The following is a 21,831-nucleotide window of genomic DNA, read 5'->3' as shown; positions in this document are numbered from 1 at the left end:
ACGGCATTACGGACGGTTCAGGGGACGGATACCACTTACGCTCTCACGAAAGGGTTCCACCGCTTCGGTGTAGCGAATGGGCAGAACGTATTCCAGGTTTTCGTGGGGACGAGCGATGATGTGGGTAGACAGGACTTGACCACCGTTCACACGCTTCACGTTTTCAATCCCAGCAGCAACCGAAGCTTGCACTTCAGAGACATCACCGCGAACAATCACGGTTACACGGCCAGAACCAATCTTTTCGTAGCCAACCAGGGTCACGCGAGCCGCTTTTACCATTGCGTCTGCGGCTTCCACCACGGCGGGGAAACCCAAGGTTTCAATCATTCCAACTGCAATAGCCATCGTAATAACTCCCTTCCAATCAGTTCGTAATCGGCACCGAGGTGCTTACTGAAGCGACAAAATCCCACGGGAAGAACCACGATGTTGAATTTTGTCTTAAGTTTCAATCTTGCTCCTATTAAGAATAGATGGGTGGGAACCCCTTGGCAATATAAAGTTCGATGATAGTTGTAAATCTCGCGCATTAAATCCGCTGATTAATTCCCAGGTCTGGATCACGATCGAGCGCTGGGGGATGGCATGGGGCGATGGGAATGTCTTGTGCAACGGGTTCTGCCGTCCAGAAGGCAACCTGTACCCAGGCAAGGATGGGTGAAATGGCCCGAAACTGACGGGCGATCGCGGCTCTGAGGGCGGACAAGCTGCGCGACCGCAACAACGTCTCTGTGACCTGGGTAAATAACAATCGATCGGGACAGATTGATAGAAGAAAAGTTATAGTCTTGATAAGATTTTTGTCTAAGTTTCAGGAAAGCTATCTCCAGCCAACTTTCCGCCTCTATCCAGCCTGCCTGAACCGTTTTGACGTTTTACTTTCGCAGGGGCAGGCGGTAAGGTGATGGTTAGATCTATCACGTTCTGGGATTGAAAGTATTTAGTTGGTTCAATGGTCAGAACGGTTTAATGGTTGCTCGCTGCGTTGCTTAACTTTGAAGGATTGCAGTAGGGCTTTTCAACTCACCGAAGAAATCACGACTCGCCAAGGGCAGTTAGATGCATCAATTTCTCATTGAGACCAGCTGGCTGATTCCAATCTACGGACTGATCGGCGCATTGCTTACCTTGCCTTGGTCTACCGGTATTATCCGAAACAGCGGGCAACGGCCAGCCGCTTATATAAACATTGTGACAACGCTGCTTGCCTTTGTGCATGGGCTGTTTGTTTTTAACGCAGTTTGGGATCAGCCACCTCAACAACTCGTGCTGCCCTGGTTCCAAGCGGCTGACTTTAATTTAACCTTCCATGTCCATTTAGACTCGATTAGTGTAGGGGCGATGGAAACCATCACCCTCCTGAGTCTGTTGGCCCAAGTCTATGCCATTGGGTATTTAGAAAAGGATTGGGCCTTGGGTCGCTTCTATAGCCTCATGGGGTTTTTTGAAGCAGCCATGAGTGGGCTGGTGATTAGTGACTCCCTCTTTCTGACCTATGCGTTGTTGGAAATGCTGACCCTGTCCACGTACCTTTTGGTTGGGTTTTGGTATGCCCAGCCCTTGGTGGTGACTGCAGCGCGCGATGCCTTTTTGACCAAACGGGTTGGCGATGTTTTGTTACTGATGGGGGTGGTGAGTCTGGCTGTCTTTTCTGGCAGTCTCAACTTTGAGGATATTTATCGCTGGTCTGAAAACTCCGGTCTCACTCCGATCGCCGCTGGAGCCTTAGGACTAGCCCTCATGGCGGGGCCCACCGGGAAATGTGCGCAGTTTCCGTTGCACCTGTGGTTGGATGAAGCCATGGAAGGCCCCAACCCTGCCTCGATTCTACGAAACTCGGTGGTGGTGGGCTGTGGAGCCTATGTGTTGATTAAGCTACAACCGGTGCTCACGATGTCCCCGGTAACTCAGGTGGCCTTGTTGACCCTGGGAACCATGACTGCGATCGGGGCTTCTTTGGTGGCTCTGGCTCAAATTGACATCAAACGAGCTTTGGCTCACTCCACCAGTGCATTTTTGGGACTGGTCTTTATTGCAGTGGGAATGCAGTGGACGGACTTTGCGTTGATTCTTCTGTTTACCCACGCGATCGCCAAAGCTCTCCTCTTCATGAGTATTGGCTCGATTATTGCTACCACAAGTTGTCAGGATATTACTGAACTGGGTGGACTGGCTCGTAAAATGCCCGCTACCACCCTGGCCTTTAGTGTTGGATCCCTCGGGCTGATTGGGCTCTTTCCGCTAGCGACTTACTGGGCTATGTTGCGTGGGGTAGAAACCTTTTGGAACGATGGGGCTTGGATTGTCGGCGTCATCCTGCTGGTGAACGTTCTGACGACCATTAACCTAGTGCGCGTCTTCCGACTCGTTTTCCTAGGCGAAGCACGCCCCAAAACGCGCCGTGCCCCAGAGGTGCCTTGGTCGATGGCGGTGCCCATGGTCACTCTGAGTGTTGCAACGCTCCTGTTGCCCTTAGTGATGCAAAAGCTAGAATTGCTGCCTGATCCCAGCGATGTCAACTACGGGGCTGCTGGCCTCCTCACCCTCTCGGGCGTGGTTGGGGTTGCGATCGGGAGCGCCCTCAAGTTAGAGCATGCCTGGATGCGATCGATTCAAGCGCCGGTGCGGTTTTTACAGGATTTGTTAGCCTACGATTTCTATGTGGACAAGTTCTACAAAATCACAGTGGTTTGGGCCGTCAGTACGCTGTCTCAGTTCACCTCTTGGTTTGATAAATACATCGTTGATGGGTTTGTCAATTTAATCGGTCTGGCTTCCATTTTTGGGGGAGAGAGCTTGAAATACAGTGCTTCAGGACGATCGCAGGCTTATATGCTCACCATCCTATTAGGCATTGCCTTGATTGGCCTATTTCTATCTTGGTCAAAAATCACTCTGACCGGATGGCCTGTACCCGGCTTGTAGTTGCCTTGTTTTGACTTTAGCCAGTTTGGGGCCTTGTTCTGAATTTTCTCAACAGCTCATCCATTTTCGTTTCCTCAGGTTTCCGCCTATGCTAAGTGCACTCATCTGGATACCCATTCTCGGGGCAATTATTATCGGTTTACTTCCCCTAGAGAGCCAAAAATTGCGGTGGGTGACCCTAGCCATCAGCTCCATTCCCTGCCTCTTGTCTGGGGTTTTGATGGGACAGTTCGATCCCAGCTTGGCGGATCTGCAATTTTTGGAAAACTTACCCTGGTTGGAGGATCTAGGGCTTTCCTATCGGCTTGGGCTAGATGGATTGTCCCTGCTGTTGGTGATTCTGAACGCCGTCCTGACGGTTGTGGCGGTTTACATCTCGCCCTCAGATATTCTCCGGGCAAGACTGTACTATCCCTTGGTGTTATTGATTAATGCAGGGGTGGCCGGGGCATTTCTTTCCCATAACTTGTTGCTGTTCTTCCTGTTCTATGAACTGGAATTGATTCCCCTCTATCTGCTGATCAGTATTTGGGGGGGCGAACGGCGGGCCTATGCGGGGACTAAGTTTCTGATCTACACCGCCATTTCTGGAATCCTGGTTTTGGCCGGATTTTTGGGGCTGACCTGGTTGAGCCATGCGCCGTCCTTTGAATACAATCCGCTGATCAGCCAAGGGTTGCCCATGACCGCCCAGTTGCTGTTGTTGGGGGCGATTATTGTTGGCTTTGGTATCAAAATCCCCCTGTTTCCTTTCCACACTTGGCTGCCGGATGCCCACGTAGAGGCTTCTACGCCGATTTCTGTCTTGTTGGCAGGGGTGTTGTTGAAACTGGGTACCTATGGGTTGCTGCGGTTTGGCCTAGGTTTATTCCCGGAAGCATGGGCAGTGCTATCTCCCTATCTGGCTTGGTGGGCTGTGGTTAGTGTGTTGTTTGGCACCTTGGCCGCGATCGCCCAAACCGACATGAAAAAGATGGTGGCCTATAGCTCGATCGGTCATATGGGGTTTGTTTTACTCGCAGCGGCGGCAGCGACTCCCGTAGCTCTGATCGGAACCGTATTCCAAATGGTGGCCCATGGTTTGATTTCCGGTCTCCTGTTTCTCCTGGTGGGTGTTGTTTACAAAAAGACGAAAACCCGCGACATTACGGTACTGAAGGGACTCTTGAATCCGGAACGGGGGTTACCGCTCATTGGGAGTTTGATGGTGCTGGGTGTGATGGCCAGTGCTGGAATGCCTGGAATGGTGGGCTTTATTTCGGAATTTTTGATTTTCCGAGGCAGTTTTGCAGCCTATCCTGTCCAAACTTTACTCTGCATGGTGGGTACGGGATTAACGGCGGTGTATTTTCTCCTGTTGGTCAACCGCACCTTCTTCGGTCGTCTGCCGGAAGAATTTACGAACTTGCCCGCCGTCTCTTGGGGAGAACGTATTCCTGGGATTGTTCTAGGGTTGGTAATTGTTCTGCTGGGTCTGCAACCTTCTTGGATGGTGCGATGGACAGAAACAACCATTACCGCCATGGGCAACGATGCCACGATCGTCGCCAACCGAATGGCTCTACCGAAAGCGGCTGCGCTGTCGGCACCTGACTCGTTATTGATTGACTAGCGGTTGAACCAGTGGGGTATACCCCATTGGCAGGCCCATCTCAAGACCCAACACACCCTTCTCTGCCTGTTACTATGACCACTGTCGTTTCCCCTGCCACACCCCATCCCTTTGAAGCTGTGATTCAACGGCTGGAACAAGGACAATCGATGCTGCCGGATAGCCCCACCAATCTGCTCGAAGTGGTGGGGATTTTGGAAAGCTATGGCCGTGTGCTGAATGCCTACGAAATTAATCTGCGCTACATCGCCGATCAGCAATTTCTGGTGTTGTTTCCCTTTTTCAAATACATGAATGGGGATGTGACCTTGCCGCGATTATTGAAGCATTGGTGGCACGATCGCATTAACTATGAATTTTCTGAGTATTGCATGAAGGCGATGCTGTGGCATGGGGGCGGTGGCTTGGATGCCTATTTGGATAGTCCAGAATTTATCGAACGGGCGAATCAAGCGATCGCGGCCAAGACAGCGGGGAATTTCATTGTCCAAGGCTTTAATAAACTCTCACCGGAGTTTCTCCTGGAGCAGGTGCGGCAAATGTGCTACTACCGAGCTTTGGGGCAGTTCTGGGAAATTATGAGTCGGATGTTCTTGACTTTGGCCGATCGCTACTATCGGGGAGAAATCAAGTCCATTCCCGATGTCGTTCACCATGTCAAAGATGGGTTGGTCGCCGATGCTGCAACGCCTATTACCTACACGGTGAATATTAAGGGCAAAGCCTACGACATTATTCCTAAATCGGTTGGGCTCACTTTTCTGGTAGATACGGCCATTCCCTACGTAGAAGCGGTGTTTTACCGATCGCTGCCCTTCATGGGTACCTTGTCCTACAATGCCCAAGCCCAGCAAGTCCCGTCGGATCAGGGGGATTTTGTCTATGGCGCGTTGTATGCCGATCCGATTCCGGCAGGGGGGGCGGGCATTCCACCCACGTTGCTCGCGAAGGATATGATTCGCCATTTGCCGCCCTATCTTTTGGAGTATCACAAAACCTTTGGGCGGGGCGAAAGCGATCTCTCGGTAAAGGCGATTCAGAGCTTCCAGAAATCTATGTTCTGCGTCACCAGTGCTGCGATTTTGGGGTTGGCTCCCCATCCTTGGGATACGGCGGATCCTGCTGAACGGGCGACTAACCGGAAGCATTTCGAAGCCTGGGTCGATCGCTTGGTGGAATCGGGTTCACGCCTGTCACGGGTACAAGATTAAATTGAATAGTCAATTTTGGAGTGAGCTAGGGCAGGGCGATCGACCATCACCCTGCCCTAGGCATTTTCAACAAACGCTACAATTGAGCCAGTCCAGTTGCCGAGTACTGTGCTATGCCTTCCCCGCTACCTGGCATGAATCCTTTTCTCGAAGCCCCAGAGCTATGGTCAGAATTCCATAGCCGGATGATTGTTGCGATTGCGGATGCGTTGGATGATGACCTGAGCCGGGATTATCGCGTCGCAGTGGAAAAACGGGTTTATCTGGATCAGGGGGATGAGACGGTCTTAATTGGGATACCCGATGTCTCTGTGATGGCTCCGCCCACTGTGAAGACAGTAACGACTGCGGTGTTGGATGCGGTGTTGGATACGCCGATTACGGTGGAAATTCCCTTAGAAGAAACAGTGCAGGAGCGGTACTTAGAAATTCGGGAAGTAGCAACGGGAAGAGTCGTCACCGTGATTGAACTACTATCCCCGAAGAATAAACGGTCTAAGGTTGGACGAGAAGCCTATTTACAAAAGCGTCGTCAAATCATGCTGAGTCAAACTCATTTGGTAGAGATTGATTTATTGCGAGGTGGCGAAGCGATGCCGATGACCGGGGCCGTTGAGTCAGATTATCGAATTTTGGTGAGTGCTAGTGAGCATCGGCCTAAAGCGCAATTGTATGCGTTTAATTTGCGCCAAGTCATTCCTGAAATTGCGATACCGCTCAATGCCGATGCCACTGTTCCACTAGCATTACAGCCCTTGTTACATCGGGTATACGATAAGGCGCGGCTGGAATTGGCAATTAATTATCAGCAGTCCTTGTCTCCGAAGCTATCCGATGAAGATACTGCCTGGATTTTGAGTCTTGTGAATCATCATGAAATATCTCCAGCTAAATTTTAAGGCTGGTGCTGATCACCGTGGGTTACCAAGAGGGATCGCTGAACAAGTTAATTGTGATTTCATCTTGGCCGGGAGGAATGGCGGTAATGCAACTGCGGACATCTTCGCCCGCCATTTCCACCTCGCAGGCATGGCAGGATCCCATCAGACACCCCGTCGGAATCAAAACATCCGCCCGTGCCGCGACTTTTAACAGCGACTCCCCTACCTCTGCGTCAACAGTGACATTGTCTGGAAGGAAATGAACACGTACAGCCATAACGTAAAAATAAAGGCAAATCTAAAGACAGTCTAAACGGAGGGCGATTTCTCGCAAATCCCCCTTACTGTAAAAGTTAAGGACAAACGGGTACGTTGCACCGAAAGGGTTAGGGATACAAAGCGCACAAAGGTTTGGCTTGTGCGCTTCTTTTTTTGTAGGCTTGTTTGATTTGGTAGGTTTGTTTGCCTGGGTCTGGTTATCCGATCGCTGCGATGGTTTGATCCCAGCACTAACGATCGGTTCAACTCGTTAACGACCCGAATTCTTGGCAAGCCTAGCTGGACAGAATTGACTTGCAGAACTTACTTCAGGAACGGCTTGAGGTTCAGGTGTGGCTCGATCGCGTCGGCGAGACGATCGAGGTAGGCTTCCCGCTGTTCCCGGTAATTGGGAACGCCCGTGGGGAGCGATCGCAGTCCCCGTTGCAACCGCAGACGATTTAACCAAGCCCGTCGCCAAGAGCCATTGTCAAAAATGCCGTGCAGGTAGGTACCCCAAATCGACTGGGTTTCATCCACTAAGCCCAGATTGGCATCATCAAACAACGCACTGACTTTATCCTGCTCTTCTTCAATCACCCGCGTGCGGCCTTGGTGGATTTCGTAGCCAATCACCGGGAGCCCTTCTTGGGGATAGTTGGACGTGACATTGCGTTGCCGAGCAATCTTTTGGCCCGCAATCACCGTTTTCAGCGGCAAAAGTTTTAATCCCGGGAATCGTCCTTCCTGACCTTCCACCCCTTCCGGATCGGCTAGGACGCGACCCATCATTTGGTAGCCACCGCAAATGCCCATCACTGTTCCGCCTGCGGCCACATATTCTTGAATTTGCTCAATCATGCCGGACTTGTGCAGCGCAATCAGATCGGGGATCGTGGTTTTTGAACCGGGTAGGATGACTGCATCGGGATGGCCGAGGGTGCCTTTCAGGCCCACATAGCGAACAGTGACCGAGGGTTCCGATTCCAGGGGATCGAAATCCGTGAAATTGGAAATTCGGGGTAACCGAATCACCGTAATATTAATGTCATTTTTGTTGGGACTTTGCCGTCGATCGAACAAGCTGAGGGAATCTTCGGCAGGAAAAGCTTCCTCTAACCAAGGAATGACCCCGACTACCGGAATTCCGGTGCGTTGTTCTAACCAATCAATTCCAGGTTGCAATAATTCTCGATGACCTCGGAATTTATTAATCACAAACCCCGTAATGAGATCTCGTTCATCGGGATCCAGTAGTTCCAATGTGCCAACAATATGGGCAAAGACCCCACCCCGATCGATATCGGCCACGAGTAATGTGGGTGCCTGAAGGTATTTGGCGACCCGCATGTTCGTCAGGTCGCGGTGCTTGAGGTTAATTTCCGCTGGACTGCCTGCCCCTTCGCAAACCAGAAAATCAAACTCTTCGGATAATCGCCGCAGAGACTCTTCGATCGCCTGCCAACCCGTGTCAAAAAACTGCTCATAATAATCGGCTGCACTGACCCGACCCACAGCTTTGCCCTTGAGGATGACTTGCGAGGTCATGTCGCCTTGGGGCTTGAGCAAAATGGGATTCATTTCCACCCAAGGATTGGTTCCCGCTGCCCAGGCTTGTACGGCTTGGGCATGGCCAATTTCCCCTCCGCCCGCCGTGACATAGGAATTGAGGGCCATGTTTTGGCCTTTAAACGGGGCAACGCGCCAACCCCGTCGGGCTAAGATGCGGCATAGAGCCGTTGTAATGAGTGATTTGCCTGCATGGGACGTTGTGCCCACAACCATGATGGCTTTCATGAACGCATCTCCGGGAAACTGTGAAGGTGGCAGACAGTCCAACCCTTAGAAGGAATCAACAGAAGGAATCAATGCCTTAGAAGGGGAGTCTCAGCCAGCGACTCACTGCATTGTATAGGCGATCGCGGAAAGTGGCTGATAGCTCTACTTTGCCCAAATTATGCCACTTGTCTACGAGTTGGCGTCCGAGGGGGGTCACCCGGAAACTATTGGTTAAGCCTTGGCCATCGACTTCGCGACGCAGCAGTCCCACTTGAATCAGCCACAACAGTTCGGCTTCGACTAATAATTCCGTCATGGGTTTACGCACATAGCCATGGTCAACCCCCGATCGTCCACTGATTTCCGCTAGATCAACACTGCGGATAATCATGGTCTGGTAGAGCGATAACCGAAAGGGTGCACAGCGGACGGCCCGTTCTGCTCGATCGAGCGTCCGTTGGGGATAGCGCATAGAAGAGCGGGAAGTCGCGATCGCCATAAACCACACTGCAATCAGATAAAGATTTATTTACATCCTAACCTGCTCTATCCCGTCCTGTGGCCTCCCCCCGCCTCAACGTTGCTCAATCCCGTTTAGATCAAGATTGACGGTTGTAGTTGGGGATGCGTTGATTTGGCTCAATTATTAACAGTTTCCGCACAATCTGCTTGATAAACAGGATGGTCGTTTAGGATAGTCACCATCCCGGTTGTTTTACCAGTCTACGGTTTGCCTATTTCGTAGGAGTCCTTGAAGGGGCTGCTGGATAACGGTTCGCTGAATAATAGCGGTTTGCTAGACGCCGTTCATTCAATGCAATTCTGTTCCCGAATTCAGTTTGTCAGGTTTTCAGTTTGTCAGGTTTGTGGTTTGAGCTATGACTGATTTACCCCCAACAGAAAATCCAACATCCAATCCGCCAGACAAGACCGATGTTCCACCAGCAACCGATCGTCAGCGCCTCACATCGGACGAACTGATTGCACTGTTTGTTGCTTTAGTCGGGATTGGGTCGATCTTTTTCTGGATCATTTACCAGAAACAATCCCCGATCGATTTTGCTGCCCTGACTTCTGGCGCACCTTTTGCCAACGGGACTGCGCCTGATAACGCAACGGGCAATTCAGCTGAGTCTGCGATCAATTCATCGCCCCCCAGTGCAACTCAGCCGCCTGCAAATGCCAATGCCGCGATCGACCCAACGGCTCCTGCGACCGAAGATGCATCCTCCCAAGCTCGCCGTCCAGAGATTGATTCCCAGACGCCAACCGCTGGGATCTCGAACAGTGGAGTCAACCCGCTAGCCAATGGGCAACTCGGCAATGCGCCTCAGGCGATCGCGAGTTCTGCCCCTCAACCCTCCGCAGCCCCAACGGCGACGACGCTGGTTCCTAGCTTAGAAAACCCAGGTAAACCCAAAGCCTTTACCGATGTGCCCGAAACCTTTTGGGCAAGGCAGCCGATTGCGGCCCTCTCCAGTCGAGGGATTTTGGATGGCTTTAAGGATGGTAGCTTTCAGCCCAATAAGCCCATTACCCGCGCAGAATTTGCGGGGATTCTGGGAAAAGCGTTTGAAAAAGCTAAAACTAAGCCTGCGATTCAATTTCAAGATATCAAGCCAGATTATTGGGCAGCGACTGCGATCGATGAATCCATCCAAGCGGGATTCATGACCGGGTATCCCAAACAGCAATTCAAACCCGATCAACTGATTCCTCGGGTTCAAATGTTGGTGGCGATCGTTACGGGGCTTGGTTTAACGCCTTCTGGTGATCCAATGCAAGTGCTTGCTAAGTACCGTGACGTTCAGGACATTCCCAAGTGGGCGATTCCTAAAGTTGCCGCAGCAGAAGCAGCAGGACTGTTGAGAACGTCCCAAAACACTCTGACCCCGAATCAACCGGCGACCCGTGCGGATGCAGCGACTTATATTTATCAAGCGCTGATCAAGGAAGGCAAAATTAAGCCCTAGCCTTTTTCGATCGCTAGACTATATATAAGTATCGCCAGACTATTGCATCGCTAGACTATTGCATCGCTAGACTATTCCCCAGCCTATTACGATGACATCGGCTAAAATTGCGTCGGCAATGACACGAGTCCTTACAACAGAATCATCACTCAGACAAAGATCATTACTCAGACAATTGCGCAGATAGCAAAGGAGACTGAGCCGCCCGAAAGCCTATATTTACGATCGCTCCCCATTTCACACCGTTAGTCAAGAGGGCTGAGCCCCCTCAACTTACACTCGTCTTCGCTGCACTACGGTCAACAGGCCATAGACTAGCAACAGGTAGCCCGCAGCAAGCAGAGGAATTAGCACCGGAACACGATCGATCATGGCAGTACCTGGTATAACGTGTGGGAGGAGAAGCGGAAAGAAGCCAAACGGGATCTGAAAGATCGGCAAAAAAGTATGCAAAACAAGGTCAGTTACTTTTCCAGGGGCAAAAATCCCATGGCAAAGATGCTGACGATGTGTCCATGTCGCTAGAGTCGAAAAATTCGCCAAACCGCAATAGCTAACTCGATCAGATCCAACAGGGCGAGCACTGTATCAATCCAAGGTCGCTACGGAGCATAGCAGATAGCCCCATAGAACCTCCTCTCGATTGAAAAGAAGCTCCATGAGCCTAGCCAGCAACTCCAGTCACTGCTGTCAAGAGTCTTTCACCGCGAAACGGGTTGCTTCGCAAACTCTTTGATCGGTTCAGGACAATCCCACTGAAATCTTGGGGTGGCTTAAGAAATTGACATTCATCAATTTCTGCTGCAAAAACCTCGATCGCAATAATTCTAGCCGTGACACTAGCCGTTTTAAGGTCGAAACCCGCTTTGACCTAAGCGCCCCTGCTGTCCTGATTTTTCCAGTCAGCTATGCAGTTGTTGAATGCTTTGAATCTAGCGTAGCACAAGCTTTTGGGGATTGTGGTGTAAACTGAGCCACAATTCAAAATTTTTAGATTTTTTTCTAGAAAATTTTTCCAAACTGACTCGCCCTATTCCATGGACTTGCCCCATCGCTTAGAATAGTTACAGAACCTGTAAAGTTTCTTAACCTTTAGCCATCACTGGTTCGCACTCATGACTTCCGTAGCCTCCCTTTTTGCCCCAGTTGAAGCCGACCTCTCTGTCATGACAGAGAACTTGAAGCAGTTGATTGGTGCGCAGCATCCGATTCTCTACGCGGCAGCGGAACATTTGTTTGGGGCAGGCGGGAAACGGGTAAGACCCGCGATCGTGCTCCTTGTCTCTCGAGCAACTCGGGGGAATCAAGAGATTACCCAACGCCACCGTCGGTTAGCTGAAATCACTGAAATGATCCATACCGCTAGCCTTGTCCATGACGATGTGGTGGATGAGTCGGAATTGCGACGGGGGATTCCAACGGTACATGCCAACTTTGGGACTCGGATTGCAGTTCTCGCAGGGGATTTCCTCTTTGCCCAGTCTTCCTGGTACTTGGCTAATCTGGATAATCTGGAAGTGGTGAAATTACTCTCGGAAGTGATTAAAGACTTTGCCGAGGGCGAAATTCAGCAGGGGTTGAACCGCTTTGATACGGAGTTAGACCTCGATACCTATCTGCAAAAGAGCTACTACAAGACGGCGTCACTGATTGCCAACAGTGCCAAGGCTGCTGCTATTTTGAGCGATCGCGCCAGTGCAGAGGCGGAAAACTTCTACCACTATGGCAAGCATTGGGGATTGGCCTTCCAGATTGTGGACGATATCCTGGATTTCACCGCTTCGACGGAAGGGCTAGGCAAGCCAGCGGGTTCCGATCTGCGCAGTGGTAATTTGACGGCTCCGGTACTGTTTGCGATGGAACAAAAGCCCTATCTGAAAACGCTGATTGAGCGGGAATTTTCGGAAGAGGGTGATCTAGAGCAGGCCCTTGATTTAGTCAACGCGAGCGATGGCATTGCCCGATCGCGGGAATTGGCGCAGTACAATGCCAAGGCTGCAATGGCCTGTTTGAATGAGATTCCTGCATCGGAGTCGAAGGAAGCATTGCTCAACCTCTGTGAGTTTGTACTCAGTCGGCTGTATTAGGTCAAGACTGTATTAGGTCAAGGCTGTATTAGGTCAAGACGGTTTTATGCGTCACATGGCCCGTCTGATCGATTTCATAGACGATTGGAATCCCTGTTGCCAGTTCTAAACCGGTGACAGCGGTTTCATCTAAACGATCGAGATTCATGATGATCGATCGGAGGGAATTCCCATGGGCTGCAACCAGCACATTTTCGCCCTGCGTGAGGTGGGCTAGGATACGGGATTGGAAATAGGGTAGGGTGCGTTCCAGGGTGTCTTGCAAGCTTTCGCCTGACGGGGGACGGGTGGCAAACGATCGTCGCCAAGTGTTGACCTGATCGACTCCATATTTCTCGATCGTTTCGGCTTTGTTCAAGCCTTGCAGGGTACCGTAGTAGCGTTCATCCAAGGCTGCACTGGGAAAAATGGGCAACTCATCCGCTGGATTGCCCTCATACTGGTTCCAGCCGTGCCAATCGGGATCGTCAGCCTCGTGTTTGAGGATGGGACTTTTGCCTGCGCAAACTTCGGGGTATTCCGTCAAGCAAATGACGGCGGTTTCGATCGCGCGGATCAATAAGCTGGTGAAACAAATATCAATTTTGTACTGGCGTAGTTTATAGGCGGCTTGGGTGGCTTCTAACCGTCCCAGTTTGCTCAGGGGGACATCGACCCAGCCGGTAAATTTATTCGCGGCGTTCCAAGTGCTTTGGCCGTGACGAATCAAAATTAAGGTAGCCATGGCAATCCTCACCCTACGATCGAACCCTTACGATCAAGCCCTTGCGATCAAGCCCTTGCGATCAAATTCCTGCCATTGCATCATGCCCCATCCCATCATTACCCTAAGTTTGGAGGCTTGACCGTTAACCAGCTAACACTTGGGCGACTGTTAATTGCAATGCTGGCAACAATGCCGAGACAATGACCGCATCCCCCGCAAAAACATAATCCGTGTAGCCACCGTCCTCAAAGACGCAAACCGTGACCTGCTGGGCGATCGGATCAACAATCCAATATTCCGCAATTTCCAGCACACAATATTCTGCATGTTTCGATCGGTAATCCTCGGACTTGGTAGATTCGCTGACCACTTCAACGACTAACAAGGGAGACGGTTGATCGAGGGGAATTACCGCTTGGAGATCGGTCATTTCATCATATTGCTGCACTGACATAATCATCAGATCAGGAATCCGGCAAGTATCCCAGCGACGACCTCGGGGTGATTGAACCCCCATCAAGCTTGCTAAGACGATCCAAGGTTGTTGCGATCGAGCAATCTCAGCCTCTAATGTTCGGTCTAAGAAGCGAATAATTTTGCTATGTTTCGTCGATCCTAGAGACATCAGCTTTAGCTCCCCATCCACCAATTCGTAACGGTTATCTGTGCCATCGTGGTAGTTCAGAAAATCCTCTAGCGTGAGTTTTTGGGTTGAGTTACTTTTCCCTTGTACAGAAGAAGTCGTCATCGTCATGAACCAAGCCTCCAATACAGTACTGCTGAGTTGACTGCCAATTTTCTAACCAGTCGCTTCAAACCTTCCTTGCTACACCAGACCTGAGTTGCCCTATTTTAAGTATGACAGGGTTTTCTGTGACCCAGGGTGGGGATGGCGGTTTACAGTCTGAAAACATTGGGGTTCCCATCCCCGATCGGTCAAAACTATGTCAAGATCAGAAACTATTCTGCTGTTGACCTTCGGCTATAACGTATGGCTTTCTCATCGGTAACTCGCACCCTTGGCAAACTCCCCATTACTGGAGAACTGTTAAGCAAACTGGCGCAACAGCAGGTTCTCCATTTATCTGGACTGGCACGGCTACCCAAGGGCATTGTTAGTTCCACCTTGGCGCAGGCTGCTAATCGTCCTTTGCTCGTCATTACTGCCACGCTGGAAGAGGCGGGACGTTGGGCGGCCCAATTGGAAGCTATGGGTTGGCAAACGGTGCACTTCTATCCCACCTCCGAAACGTCGCCCTACGAACCCTTTGACCCCGAAGCGGAAATGGTCTGGGGACAGTTACAGGTGATTGCGGATTTAGTGGCTCGTGCAACTACGATCGCCAACAGTCCCGAAACCGCAAACAATGCTTCTCGCTTTGCGATCGTCACAACGGAACGGGCATTGCAACCCCACTTGCCGCCGGTAGAGGCTTTTGCGCCTTACAGCATTACTGTGGAGAAAGGTGCAGAAATCAAATCGTCAATACTGGGACGACAATTGGCACGATTGGGTTATGAAAAAGTTGCGCTCGTGGAAAGTGAAGGGCAGTGGAGCCAACGGGGGGACATTATTGATGTGTTTCCGGTGTCCGCAGAATTGCCCGTGCGCTTGGATTTATTCGGTGATGAATTGGAGCAATTGCGGGAATTTGATCCGGCTACGCAACGATCGCTCGATCGCCTCGATCGTTTAGTTCTCACGCCCACCAGTTTTAGTCCGATTATTCAAACTGCGCTTTCCGATGAGAACTGTCGGTTGTTGCAAACCTATTTGAATGAAGAGGATTGGGAACAGCTGGAACAAGGCATCCCGATCGAAGGATTGCGCCGCTTTTTGGGCCTTGCTTTTGAACAACCCGCTTCCTTACTGGATTATCTCCCGGATAGCACGATCATTGCCCTGGATGAAGTGGAAATGGCTGCGGCCCATAGCGAACGCTGGTTCGAGCATGTGCAGGAACATTGGGACGAGCTAGGTCAACCCGAGGCTATGCCTGCGACCCATCGCCATTTCACAGAGACGATCGCGCAAACGGAAATTTTCGATCGCATTTACCTAACGGAAATTGCGGAAGTCAACAGTGGTTTGAATCTCTCCAGTCGTCCGATTCCGGCGGTACCCCACCAATTTGGCAAACTGGCGGAAATTCTGCGGGGAGAACGGGAGAAAGGGTTTGCTATTTGGTTGGTTTCAGCGCAACCCTCACGATCGGTCGCATTGCTACAGGAACACGACTGTCCGGCTCAGTTTATTCCCAATCCCAAGGACTTTCCCGCGATCGATAAACTGATTACCTATCGCACCCCGATCGGGCTGAAATATTCCGGTTTGGCAGAACTGGAAGGCTTTATTTTGCCGACGTTTCGGGCGGTGGTGGTGACCGATCGGGAATTCTTTGGGCAACATACGTTAACCACACCGACTTATATTCGCAAACGCCGACAGGCTACCTCGAAACAGGTTGATCCGAATAAATTACAACCCAATGATTATGTGGTGCATAAGAACCACGGGATTGGTAAATTTATCAAACTGGAAAGCCTGACGATCAATGGTGAGACACGGGAATATCTCGTGTTGCAATACGCCGATGGTACGCTGCGGGTTGCGGCAGACCAAGTCGGTGCGTTATCGCGATTCCGGCCAGCGGGTGATCGTAAACCGGAATTGAATAAAATGTCCAGCAAAGCCTGGGAGAAAACTAAGAGCAAAGTTAAGAAGGCCATCAAGAAAGTGGCGGTGGACTTGCTGCAACTCTACGCCCAGCGAGCCCAACAGCAGGGCTTTGCCTACCCGGATGATAGCCCTTGGCAATTGGAAATGGAGGAATCTTTCCCCTACCAGCCTACGCCGGATCAGCTCAAAGCGGTGCAGGATGTTAAGCAGGACATGGAAAGCGATCGACCGATGGATCGCTTGGTCTGCGGGGATGTCGGTTTTGGCAAAACGGAAGTGGCTATTCGAGCTATTTTCAAAGCGGTTACGTCCGGTAAACAGGTGGCGCTGTTGGCTCCTACAACGATTTTGACCCAACAGCATTACCACACCCTGAAGGAACGGTTTGCGCCCTATCCGATAAAAATTGGCTTGCTCAACCGCTTCAAGACCACCAACGAGAAGAAGGACATTATCCAACGCATGGGTACGGGCGAAATGGATATCGTGGTTGGTACCCATCAGTTGCTGGGGAAAAATGTTGGGTTTAGAGATTTAGGATTGCTGGTGATTGATGAAGAACAACGGTTTGGAGTCAATCAAAAGGAAAAAATTAAATCACTGCGAACCCAGATTGATGTCTTAACGCTGAGTGCAACGCCGATTCCTAGAACCCTGTATATGTCACTCTCTGGTGTGCGGGAGATGAGCCTCATTACCACACCACCGCCTTCCCGGCGTCCGATTAAAACCCATCTGTCTCCCTACGATCCGGAAATTATTCGATCGGCCCTGCGCCAGGAACTCGATCGGGGTGGCCAAATTTTTTATGTTGTGCCGCGTATTGAAGGGATTGAGGAAATTTCCGCTAAAATTCGCGAAATGATTCCCAGTGCCCGCATCGCGATCGCCCATGGGCAAATGATGGATGCGGAATTGGAAGCGACGATGCTGGCTTTTAGCCAAGCGGAGGCGGATATTCTGGTGTGTACAACGATCGTGGAATCGGGGCTGGATATTCCCCGTGTCAATACGATTTTGATTGAAGATGCCCAACTATTTGGCTTGGCGCAGTTGTATCAGTTGCGGGGCCGGGTGGGACGGGCCGGAATTCAAGCCCATGCTTGGCTGTTCTATCCCCGCCAGAAGGAACTGACCGATACCGCGCGCCAACGGCTCCGGGCACTCCAGGAATACACACAGCTGGGGTCGGGCTACCAATTGGCGATGCGGGATATGGAAATTCGCGGGGTGGGTAACCTGCTGGGGGCGGAACAGTCGGGACAAATGGATGCGATCGGCTTTGACCTGTATATGGAAATGCTGGATGAAGCCATTCGGGAAATTCGCGGGCAGGAAATTCCTAAGGTTGATGATACGCAGATTGACCTCAGCCTGACGGCGTTTATTCCTGCGGATTACATTGCCGATGCGGATCAAAAAATGGCCGCTTATCGAGCGGTGTCCACGGCGGCGGGTAAGAAAGAACTGGCAGAAATTGCGGCTGATTGGGTCGATCGCTATGGGCAAATTCCCGTTGCGGCTCAACAGTTGTTGCGGGTGATGGAACTGAAACAAATTGCCCGCACCCTTGGGTTCTCCCGCATTAAACCGGAAGGTAAACAACATGTGGTGTTGGAAACGCCGATGGAAGAACCGGCTTGGAATTTGCTCAAGGAGAATTTACCGAATCATTTGCACAGCCGCTTTGTCTATCAGCCTGGGAAGGTGACTGTGCGGGGGTTAGGGACGCTGAAAGCGGATCAGCAATTGGAACATTTAACCAACTGGCTGAACCAAATGAAGGGTGCGCTGCCGGAAGCGGGGCAGGGTTCGATCGGGACTCCGTCATCGGATACCTCTCTCCAGACGAACTAGTGCCCAAGCTATCGCGAACTCGTTACGAACCCGTTGTGAATCTATCGAATAGTTGTCAAGGATTCGCAATGGGTTGTCACTATAAAATTGACTGAATCAATTGACTGAGTATCAGTTTAACTGAGTATCAGTTTGATTGAATCTCAATTTCCTAGGAAATTTTGCAAAAATAGCAACATTTCTCTGATTTTCAACCTATGATTTTTAATATAAATAGATTGAAAATCTTCTGCAAGCCCCATGCCCTATCAAGTTGGTGGCAGTCTTCCTCCAGATGCTTCGACCTATGTGTATCGACAGGCGGATGATACTTTATTCCATGCTCTGAAAACGTGTAATTTCTGCTATGTGTTTAATGCAAGGCAGATGGGGAAGTCCAGTCTGCGGTTGCAAACTGCCCTGCGGCTACAAGCTGTGGGTGTACATTGTGCCACGATCGACCTGACGGAAATTGGCACACAGCGCATTACGATCGACCAGTGGTATGCTGCGATCGCGGCTTATTTGCTGAAACGCTTACAGATTTCCTTTGCTTTAGCACCCTGGTGGCAGGAACGGCAGCACCTGTCTAATATTACTCGTCTGAATGATTTAATTGAAACGATTGTTTTGCCCAGTATTGATGGCCCCATTGTCATTTTTATGGATGAAATTGACAGTGTGCTGGGGTTGAATTTTCCAACGGATGATTTCTTTGCCTGGATTCGTCATTGTTATAACCATCGGGCAGATAATCCCCATTACCAACGGCTCACCTTTTGCTTGATTGGGGTGACGACGCCGAGTCAGCTAATTACAGATAAATCGCGGACGCCCTTTAATATTGGTCAAGCGATCGAACTTCAGGGGTTTCAATTCGATGAATGCCATCCTTTACTCCAAGGGCTAGCAGAATTTGCCGACCCTGGGACAATCCTGCAACGCATCCTAGATTGGACGAATGGCCAACCCTTTCTAACGCAGAAATTATGTCAGTTGATGAAAACCTACGACTACATCACAATGCAGGATTTCTCCCAGGACGCAACACTTGCATCGGCTGTCAATTCCTGTAATGAATGCTTACAGCGTTGGGTAGATGAGGTTGTGCAAAGCCAAATCCTCGATCGTTGGGAAAATCAGGATGAACCGGAACATCTGAAAACCATTCGCGATCGCCTGCTGCAAACGCCGCAAACTGCGCCTCGCCTCCTAGGGTTGTATCAACACATTCTGGACGCTGAGGATGGGACAAACCCAAGGCAAGGGGTGGCAGGCAAAGCGATCGAAGGCAGTCTGGAAGAAACGGAATTAATTTTGACGGGGTTAGTTGAAAAACGGCAAAATCGCCTTCGGATCAAAAATCCAATTTATCAGCAGGTATTCACAACCACCTGGGTTTGCCAACAGCTCAGTAAATTGCGCCCCTATGATAAAGCCTTGAGTGACTGGGTGGCCTCTGGCCAAACCGATGAGTCTCGGCTGCTGCGCGGCCAAGCGTTGATGGATGCCCAGCTATGGAGCCAAACCCAGAGCTTAAGCGATTTGGATTATCAATTCCTGGCAGCAAGCGAAAAGTACGATCGCTGGGAAATGCAACAGATCCTCGAAGCAGACCGAGCTAAGGCTGTGGAGTCGGAATTAGTCGCGGTGACCAAAGCCGCTAAACTCCAGCAGTCTTTTTTAGGAGCGATGACCACTGGACTTTGTATTTCCACGATTTTAGGACTCACTGCATTCTTTCAGTCCCGCCAAGCGATCGGGAATGCCTACCAAGCCAAATTGAACGAAGTCAAAGCCCTCGCCTCCTCCTCCCAGGGGTTGTTTGCCTCCGATCGACAACTGGATGCCATGATCGATGCGATTAAGGCAAAGCTACGGCTCCAAGAGCTGCAACGTCTTAACGATGGGCCGATCGATCCCGCCATTCAGACCCAAGTAGAGACCGTCCTCCAGCAAGCCATCTATAACACTAACGAATTCAATCAATTACAGAGACACCAAGGGGGCGTGTTGGCGGTAGATATCAGTCCCGACGGACAGTTGATTGCTACGGGTAGTAACGATAAAACGGTCAAAATTTGGCGGCAAGATGGCACGCTTCTCAACACATTGCCTCATTCAGCCACGATCCATCGTCTCGCCTTTGGGCCAGATAGCCAGTACCTCGTGACCGGAGGCTTAGATGGCACAATCAACCTTTGGCGTGTAGATGGCACCTTGGTAAAAACCATCCAAGGGCATCCAGCCCCCGTGTGGGGGGTCGCCTTCAGTCCCAATGGGCAGTTGCTGGCCTCCGCCAGTGGCGATAGCACCATTAAAATTTGGCACCTTGACGGAACCTTAAAAGCCACGCTACGCGGCAACCAAAAATCGGTTTGGGGGGTAGCTTTTAGTGCGAATAGTCAGTACCTCGTTTCGGTTGGGGTCGATCGCACGGTGCGGTTTTGGACGGTGGATGGAAAACTACTCAAAACCCAAACCGATCACCAAAATGCGGTGTGGGATATTGCGTTATGCCAAGCATCAAATTTGTTTGTTTCTGCCAGTGGCGATCGGACTGCAAAAATCTGGCGAGCCGATGGCACCTTGGTGAGAACCCTAGTAGGTAACCATCCTATGCTCGGCGTGGCTTGTAGTCGCAACGGGGAATACATTGCTACCAGTGGTACTGATAATTGGGTCAAAATTTGGAAATCCGATGGCACCTTTATCCGCAATCTTAAGCAACACAATGCGGTGATTCGGGATGTGTCTCTCAGTGCGAATGGTTTGATGGCGGCATCGGCCAGCGATGATACGTTGGTCAAACTCTGGCGACGCAATCAATATTTGTTGACTCCAATGAATGGCCATCAAGACATCGTTTGGGAATTGGCAACTAGCCCCAATGGCAAACTGATTGCAACGGTGAGTGGTGATGATACTCTCAAACTTTGGCACACGGATGGGAGACTCATCCAGACGTTGCAGAACGTGGACTCTGGATTTCGGAGTGTTACGTTTAGTCCAGATAGCCGAATGATGATTACGGTGGGGAATAGCCTCAAGGTGCACCTGTGGAATTTGGGCGATCGCGATCATCCTCATATCCATTTGCTGCGATCGTTTCCTGGTCACACAGCCAGCATTTATGCCGTTGCCATCAGTCCCGATGGTCAAACGATTGTGTCTGCGGGGGATGACAATATGATTAAATTCTGGTCGATCGCTGGCCAATTGCTCCACAGCATTAAGGCCCACAAAGAACGCATCTGGAAGTTAGCCTTTAGTCCCGATGGTAAGCGCTTGGCTTCCGCTAGTGAAGATGGGACGGCCAAGCTCTGGTCGATCGACGGCAAACCGATCGCCACTCTACGGGGACAAGGGACTGTCTGGGGCGTGGCCTTTAGTCCCGATGGTCAAATGGTGGCGTCCGCCAGTCGCGACGATACCTTCAAACTGTGGCGACTCGATGGCAGTTTGATCCAAACGGTCGTGACCCAGAGTCAAGGGATCACTCGCATTGCGTTCAGTCCCGATGGCAGCACGATCGCCACCGCCGGGGTCGATAACACGGTTAAGCTCTGGAATCTCCGTGGGCAGTTACTCAGAACTTTACCAGGGCACCATGGAATTGTTTCCAGCCTCGCCTTTACGCCCGATGGGAAGCGTTTAGTGTCTGGCAGTGACGACAGTACGGTGGTTTTGTGGGATTTGCCGAGGATTCAGGCCCTCGATGAATTGGAGACAGCCTGTAACTGGGTTAGAAGTTATCTGCGAACCAGTCCTAAGTTTACAGAGCCGGAGCGCCAATTATGCCAGTTCCCAAGGAAACCCTAGGATGCCCCACAGAATCGTCGAGCCTTGCGAATTTTGGGCTAGACTTGGGCATTCTTAC

At 50.8% G+C, this 21,831-nt stretch carries 15 protein-coding genes; 8 read left to right on the top strand and 7 right to left on the bottom strand.

The window, feature by feature from the left end:
* Window positions 1-6 precede the first annotated feature (6 nt).
* Both H6G21_RS02540 and H6G21_RS02535 read right to left on the bottom strand, forming a co-directional pair.
* Window positions 7-348 (bottom strand): carbon dioxide-concentrating mechanism protein CcmK, encoded by a 342-nt coding sequence (locus H6G21_RS02540; protein ID WP_017290237.1) that lies wholly within the window; start codon window positions 346-348, stop codon window positions 7-9.
* A 184-nt stretch (window positions 349-532) separates the two neighbouring features.
* Window positions 533-709, bottom strand: coding sequence for a hypothetical protein (locus H6G21_RS02535; protein ID WP_190570107.1), 177 nt, complete (start codon window positions 707-709; stop codon window positions 533-535).
* A gap of 353 nt (window positions 710-1,062) precedes the next feature.
* Between H6G21_RS02535 and H6G21_RS02530 the strand changes: the two genes are divergently transcribed.
* From H6G21_RS02530 to H6G21_RS02515, 4 genes are all read left to right on the top strand, one after another.
* Window positions 1,063-2,928 (top strand): NAD(P)H-quinone oxidoreductase subunit F, encoded by a 1,866-nt coding sequence (locus tag H6G21_RS02530; RefSeq protein WP_190570105.1) that lies wholly within the window; start codon window positions 1,063-1,065, stop codon window positions 2,926-2,928.
* A gap of 88 nt (window positions 2,929-3,016) precedes the next feature.
* Window positions 3,017-4,540: an NADH-quinone oxidoreductase subunit M gene (locus H6G21_RS02525; RefSeq protein WP_190570103.1), complete on the top strand. Its 1,524-nt coding sequence runs from the start codon at window positions 3,017-3,019 to the stop codon at window positions 4,538-4,540.
* A 74-nt stretch (window positions 4,541-4,614) separates the two neighbouring features.
* Window positions 4,615-5,751 carry a CO2 hydration protein gene (locus H6G21_RS02520; RefSeq protein ID WP_190570101.1) on the top strand — a complete coding sequence of 379 codons (1,137 nt, stop codon included), beginning with the start codon at window positions 4,615-4,617 and terminating at the stop codon, window positions 5,749-5,751.
* 113 nt (window positions 5,752-5,864) lie between these two features.
* On the top strand, window positions 5,865-6,650 hold the full coding sequence (locus tag H6G21_RS02515) for a DUF4058 family protein (RefSeq protein WP_190570099.1): 786 nt from the start codon (window positions 5,865-5,867) through the stop codon (window positions 6,648-6,650).
* 22 nt (window positions 6,651-6,672) lie between these two features.
* Here the strand turns inward: H6G21_RS02515 and H6G21_RS02510 are convergent, their stop codons facing one another.
* From H6G21_RS02510 to H6G21_RS02500, 3 genes are all read right to left on the bottom strand, one after another.
* Complete coding sequence (locus tag H6G21_RS02510; protein ID WP_190570097.1) at window positions 6,673-6,909, bottom strand: 2Fe-2S iron-sulfur cluster-binding protein; 237 nt, start codon at window positions 6,907-6,909, stop codon at window positions 6,673-6,675.
* Window positions 6,910-7,214: 305 nt separating this feature from the next.
* Window positions 7,215-8,687 (bottom strand): cobyric acid synthase CobQ, encoded by a 1,473-nt coding sequence (cobQ, locus tag H6G21_RS02505; protein WP_190570095.1) that lies wholly within the window; start codon window positions 8,685-8,687, stop codon window positions 7,215-7,217.
* Between the two features lie 76 nt (window positions 8,688-8,763).
* Complete coding sequence (locus tag H6G21_RS02500) at window positions 8,764-9,168, bottom strand: Npun_F0494 family protein (protein ID WP_190570092.1); 405 nt, start codon at window positions 9,166-9,168, stop codon at window positions 8,764-8,766.
* 379 nt (window positions 9,169-9,547) lie between these two features.
* Here H6G21_RS02500 and H6G21_RS02495 point away from each other — a divergent pair, with 379 nt between their 5' ends.
* Both H6G21_RS02495 and sds read left to right on the top strand, forming a co-directional pair.
* Entirely contained in the window at window positions 9,548-10,642 is a 1,095-nt protein-coding gene (locus H6G21_RS02495) for an S-layer homology domain-containing protein (RefSeq protein ID WP_190570090.1), read from the top strand.
* 1,115 nt (window positions 10,643-11,757) lie between these two features.
* The gene (gene sds / locus H6G21_RS02490) at window positions 11,758-12,729 is read left to right on the top strand and encodes a solanesyl diphosphate synthase (RefSeq protein WP_190570088.1); all 972 of its coding nucleotides are present in this window, start codon (window positions 11,758-11,760) and stop codon (window positions 12,727-12,729) included.
* Between the two features lie 28 nt (window positions 12,730-12,757).
* On the opposite strand, the gene H6G21_RS02485 is transcribed toward sds, so the two are convergent.
* Window positions 12,758-13,453, bottom strand: a complete 696-nt coding sequence (locus tag H6G21_RS02485) for a 2,3-bisphosphoglycerate-dependent phosphoglycerate mutase (protein WP_190570086.1) — start codon at window positions 13,451-13,453, stop codon at window positions 12,758-12,760.
* A 124-nt stretch (window positions 13,454-13,577) separates the two neighbouring features.
* Window positions 13,578-14,189 (bottom strand): Uma2 family endonuclease, encoded by a 612-nt coding sequence (locus H6G21_RS02480; protein ID WP_242041595.1) that lies wholly within the window; start codon window positions 14,187-14,189, stop codon window positions 13,578-13,580.
* Between the two features lie 237 nt (window positions 14,190-14,426).
* Here H6G21_RS02480 and mfd point away from each other — a divergent pair, with 237 nt between their 5' ends.
* Both mfd and H6G21_RS02470 read left to right on the top strand, forming a co-directional pair.
* Window positions 14,427-17,972: a transcription-repair coupling factor gene (mfd, locus tag H6G21_RS02475; RefSeq protein ID WP_190570084.1), complete on the top strand. Its 3,546-nt coding sequence runs from the start codon at window positions 14,427-14,429 to the stop codon at window positions 17,970-17,972.
* Between the two features lie 240 nt (window positions 17,973-18,212).
* A complete protein-coding gene (locus H6G21_RS02470; protein ID WP_190570082.1) occupies window positions 18,213-21,773 on the top strand; it encodes an AAA-like domain-containing protein in 3,561 nt (1,186 codons plus the stop codon).
* Window positions 21,774-21,831: the final 58 nt, after the last annotated feature.

Origin of the sequence: Alkalinema sp. FACHB-956 (assembly GCF_014697025.1) — a bacterium.
In the GTDB taxonomy this organism is placed as follows: Bacteria; Cyanobacteriota; Cyanobacteriia; order Leptolyngbyales; family Leptolyngbyaceae; genus Alkalinema.
This window is presented reverse-complemented; position numbering and strand designations above follow the sequence as displayed.

Bases quoted from the DNA above. Each gene is read 5' to 3' on its own strand.
- H6G21_RS02540 (WP_017290237.1), bottom strand. From the start codon at position 348: ATGGCTATTGCAGTTGGAATGATTGAAACCTTGGGTTTCCCCGCCGTG.
- H6G21_RS02530 (WP_190570105.1), top strand. From the start codon at position 1,063: ATGCATCAATTTCTCATTGAGACCAGCTGGCTGATTCCAATCTACGGA.
- H6G21_RS02525 (WP_190570103.1), top strand. From the start codon at position 3,017: ATGCTAAGTGCACTCATCTGGATACCCATTCTCGGGGCAATTATTATC.
- H6G21_RS02520 (WP_190570101.1), top strand. From the start codon at position 4,615: ATGACCACTGTCGTTTCCCCTGCCACACCCCATCCCTTTGAAGCTGTG.
- H6G21_RS02515 (WP_190570099.1), top strand. From the start codon at position 5,865: ATGCCTTCCCCGCTACCTGGCATGAATCCTTTTCTCGAAGCCCCAGAG.
- H6G21_RS02510 (WP_190570097.1), bottom strand. From the start codon at position 6,909: ATGGCTGTACGTGTTCATTTCCTTCCAGACAATGTCACTGTTGACGCA.
- cobQ (WP_190570095.1), bottom strand. From the start codon at position 8,687: ATGAAAGCCATCATGGTTGTGGGCACAACGTCCCATGCAGGCAAATCA.
- H6G21_RS02500 (WP_190570092.1), bottom strand. From the start codon at position 9,168: ATGGCGATCGCGACTTCCCGCTCTTCTATGCGCTATCCCCAACGGACG.
- H6G21_RS02495 (WP_190570090.1), top strand. From the start codon at position 9,548: ATGACTGATTTACCCCCAACAGAAAATCCAACATCCAATCCGCCAGAC.
- sds (WP_190570088.1), top strand. From the start codon at position 11,758: ATGACTTCCGTAGCCTCCCTTTTTGCCCCAGTTGAAGCCGACCTCTCT.
- H6G21_RS02485 (WP_190570086.1), bottom strand. From the start codon at position 13,453: ATGGCTACCTTAATTTTGATTCGTCACGGCCAAAGCACTTGGAACGCC.
- H6G21_RS02480 (WP_242041595.1), bottom strand. From the start codon at position 14,189: ATGACGATGACGACTTCTTCTGTACAAGGGAAAAGTAACTCAACCCAA.
- mfd (WP_190570084.1), top strand. From the start codon at position 14,427: ATGGCTTTCTCATCGGTAACTCGCACCCTTGGCAAACTCCCCATTACT.
- H6G21_RS02470 (WP_190570082.1), top strand. From the start codon at position 18,213: ATGCCCTATCAAGTTGGTGGCAGTCTTCCTCCAGATGCTTCGACCTAT.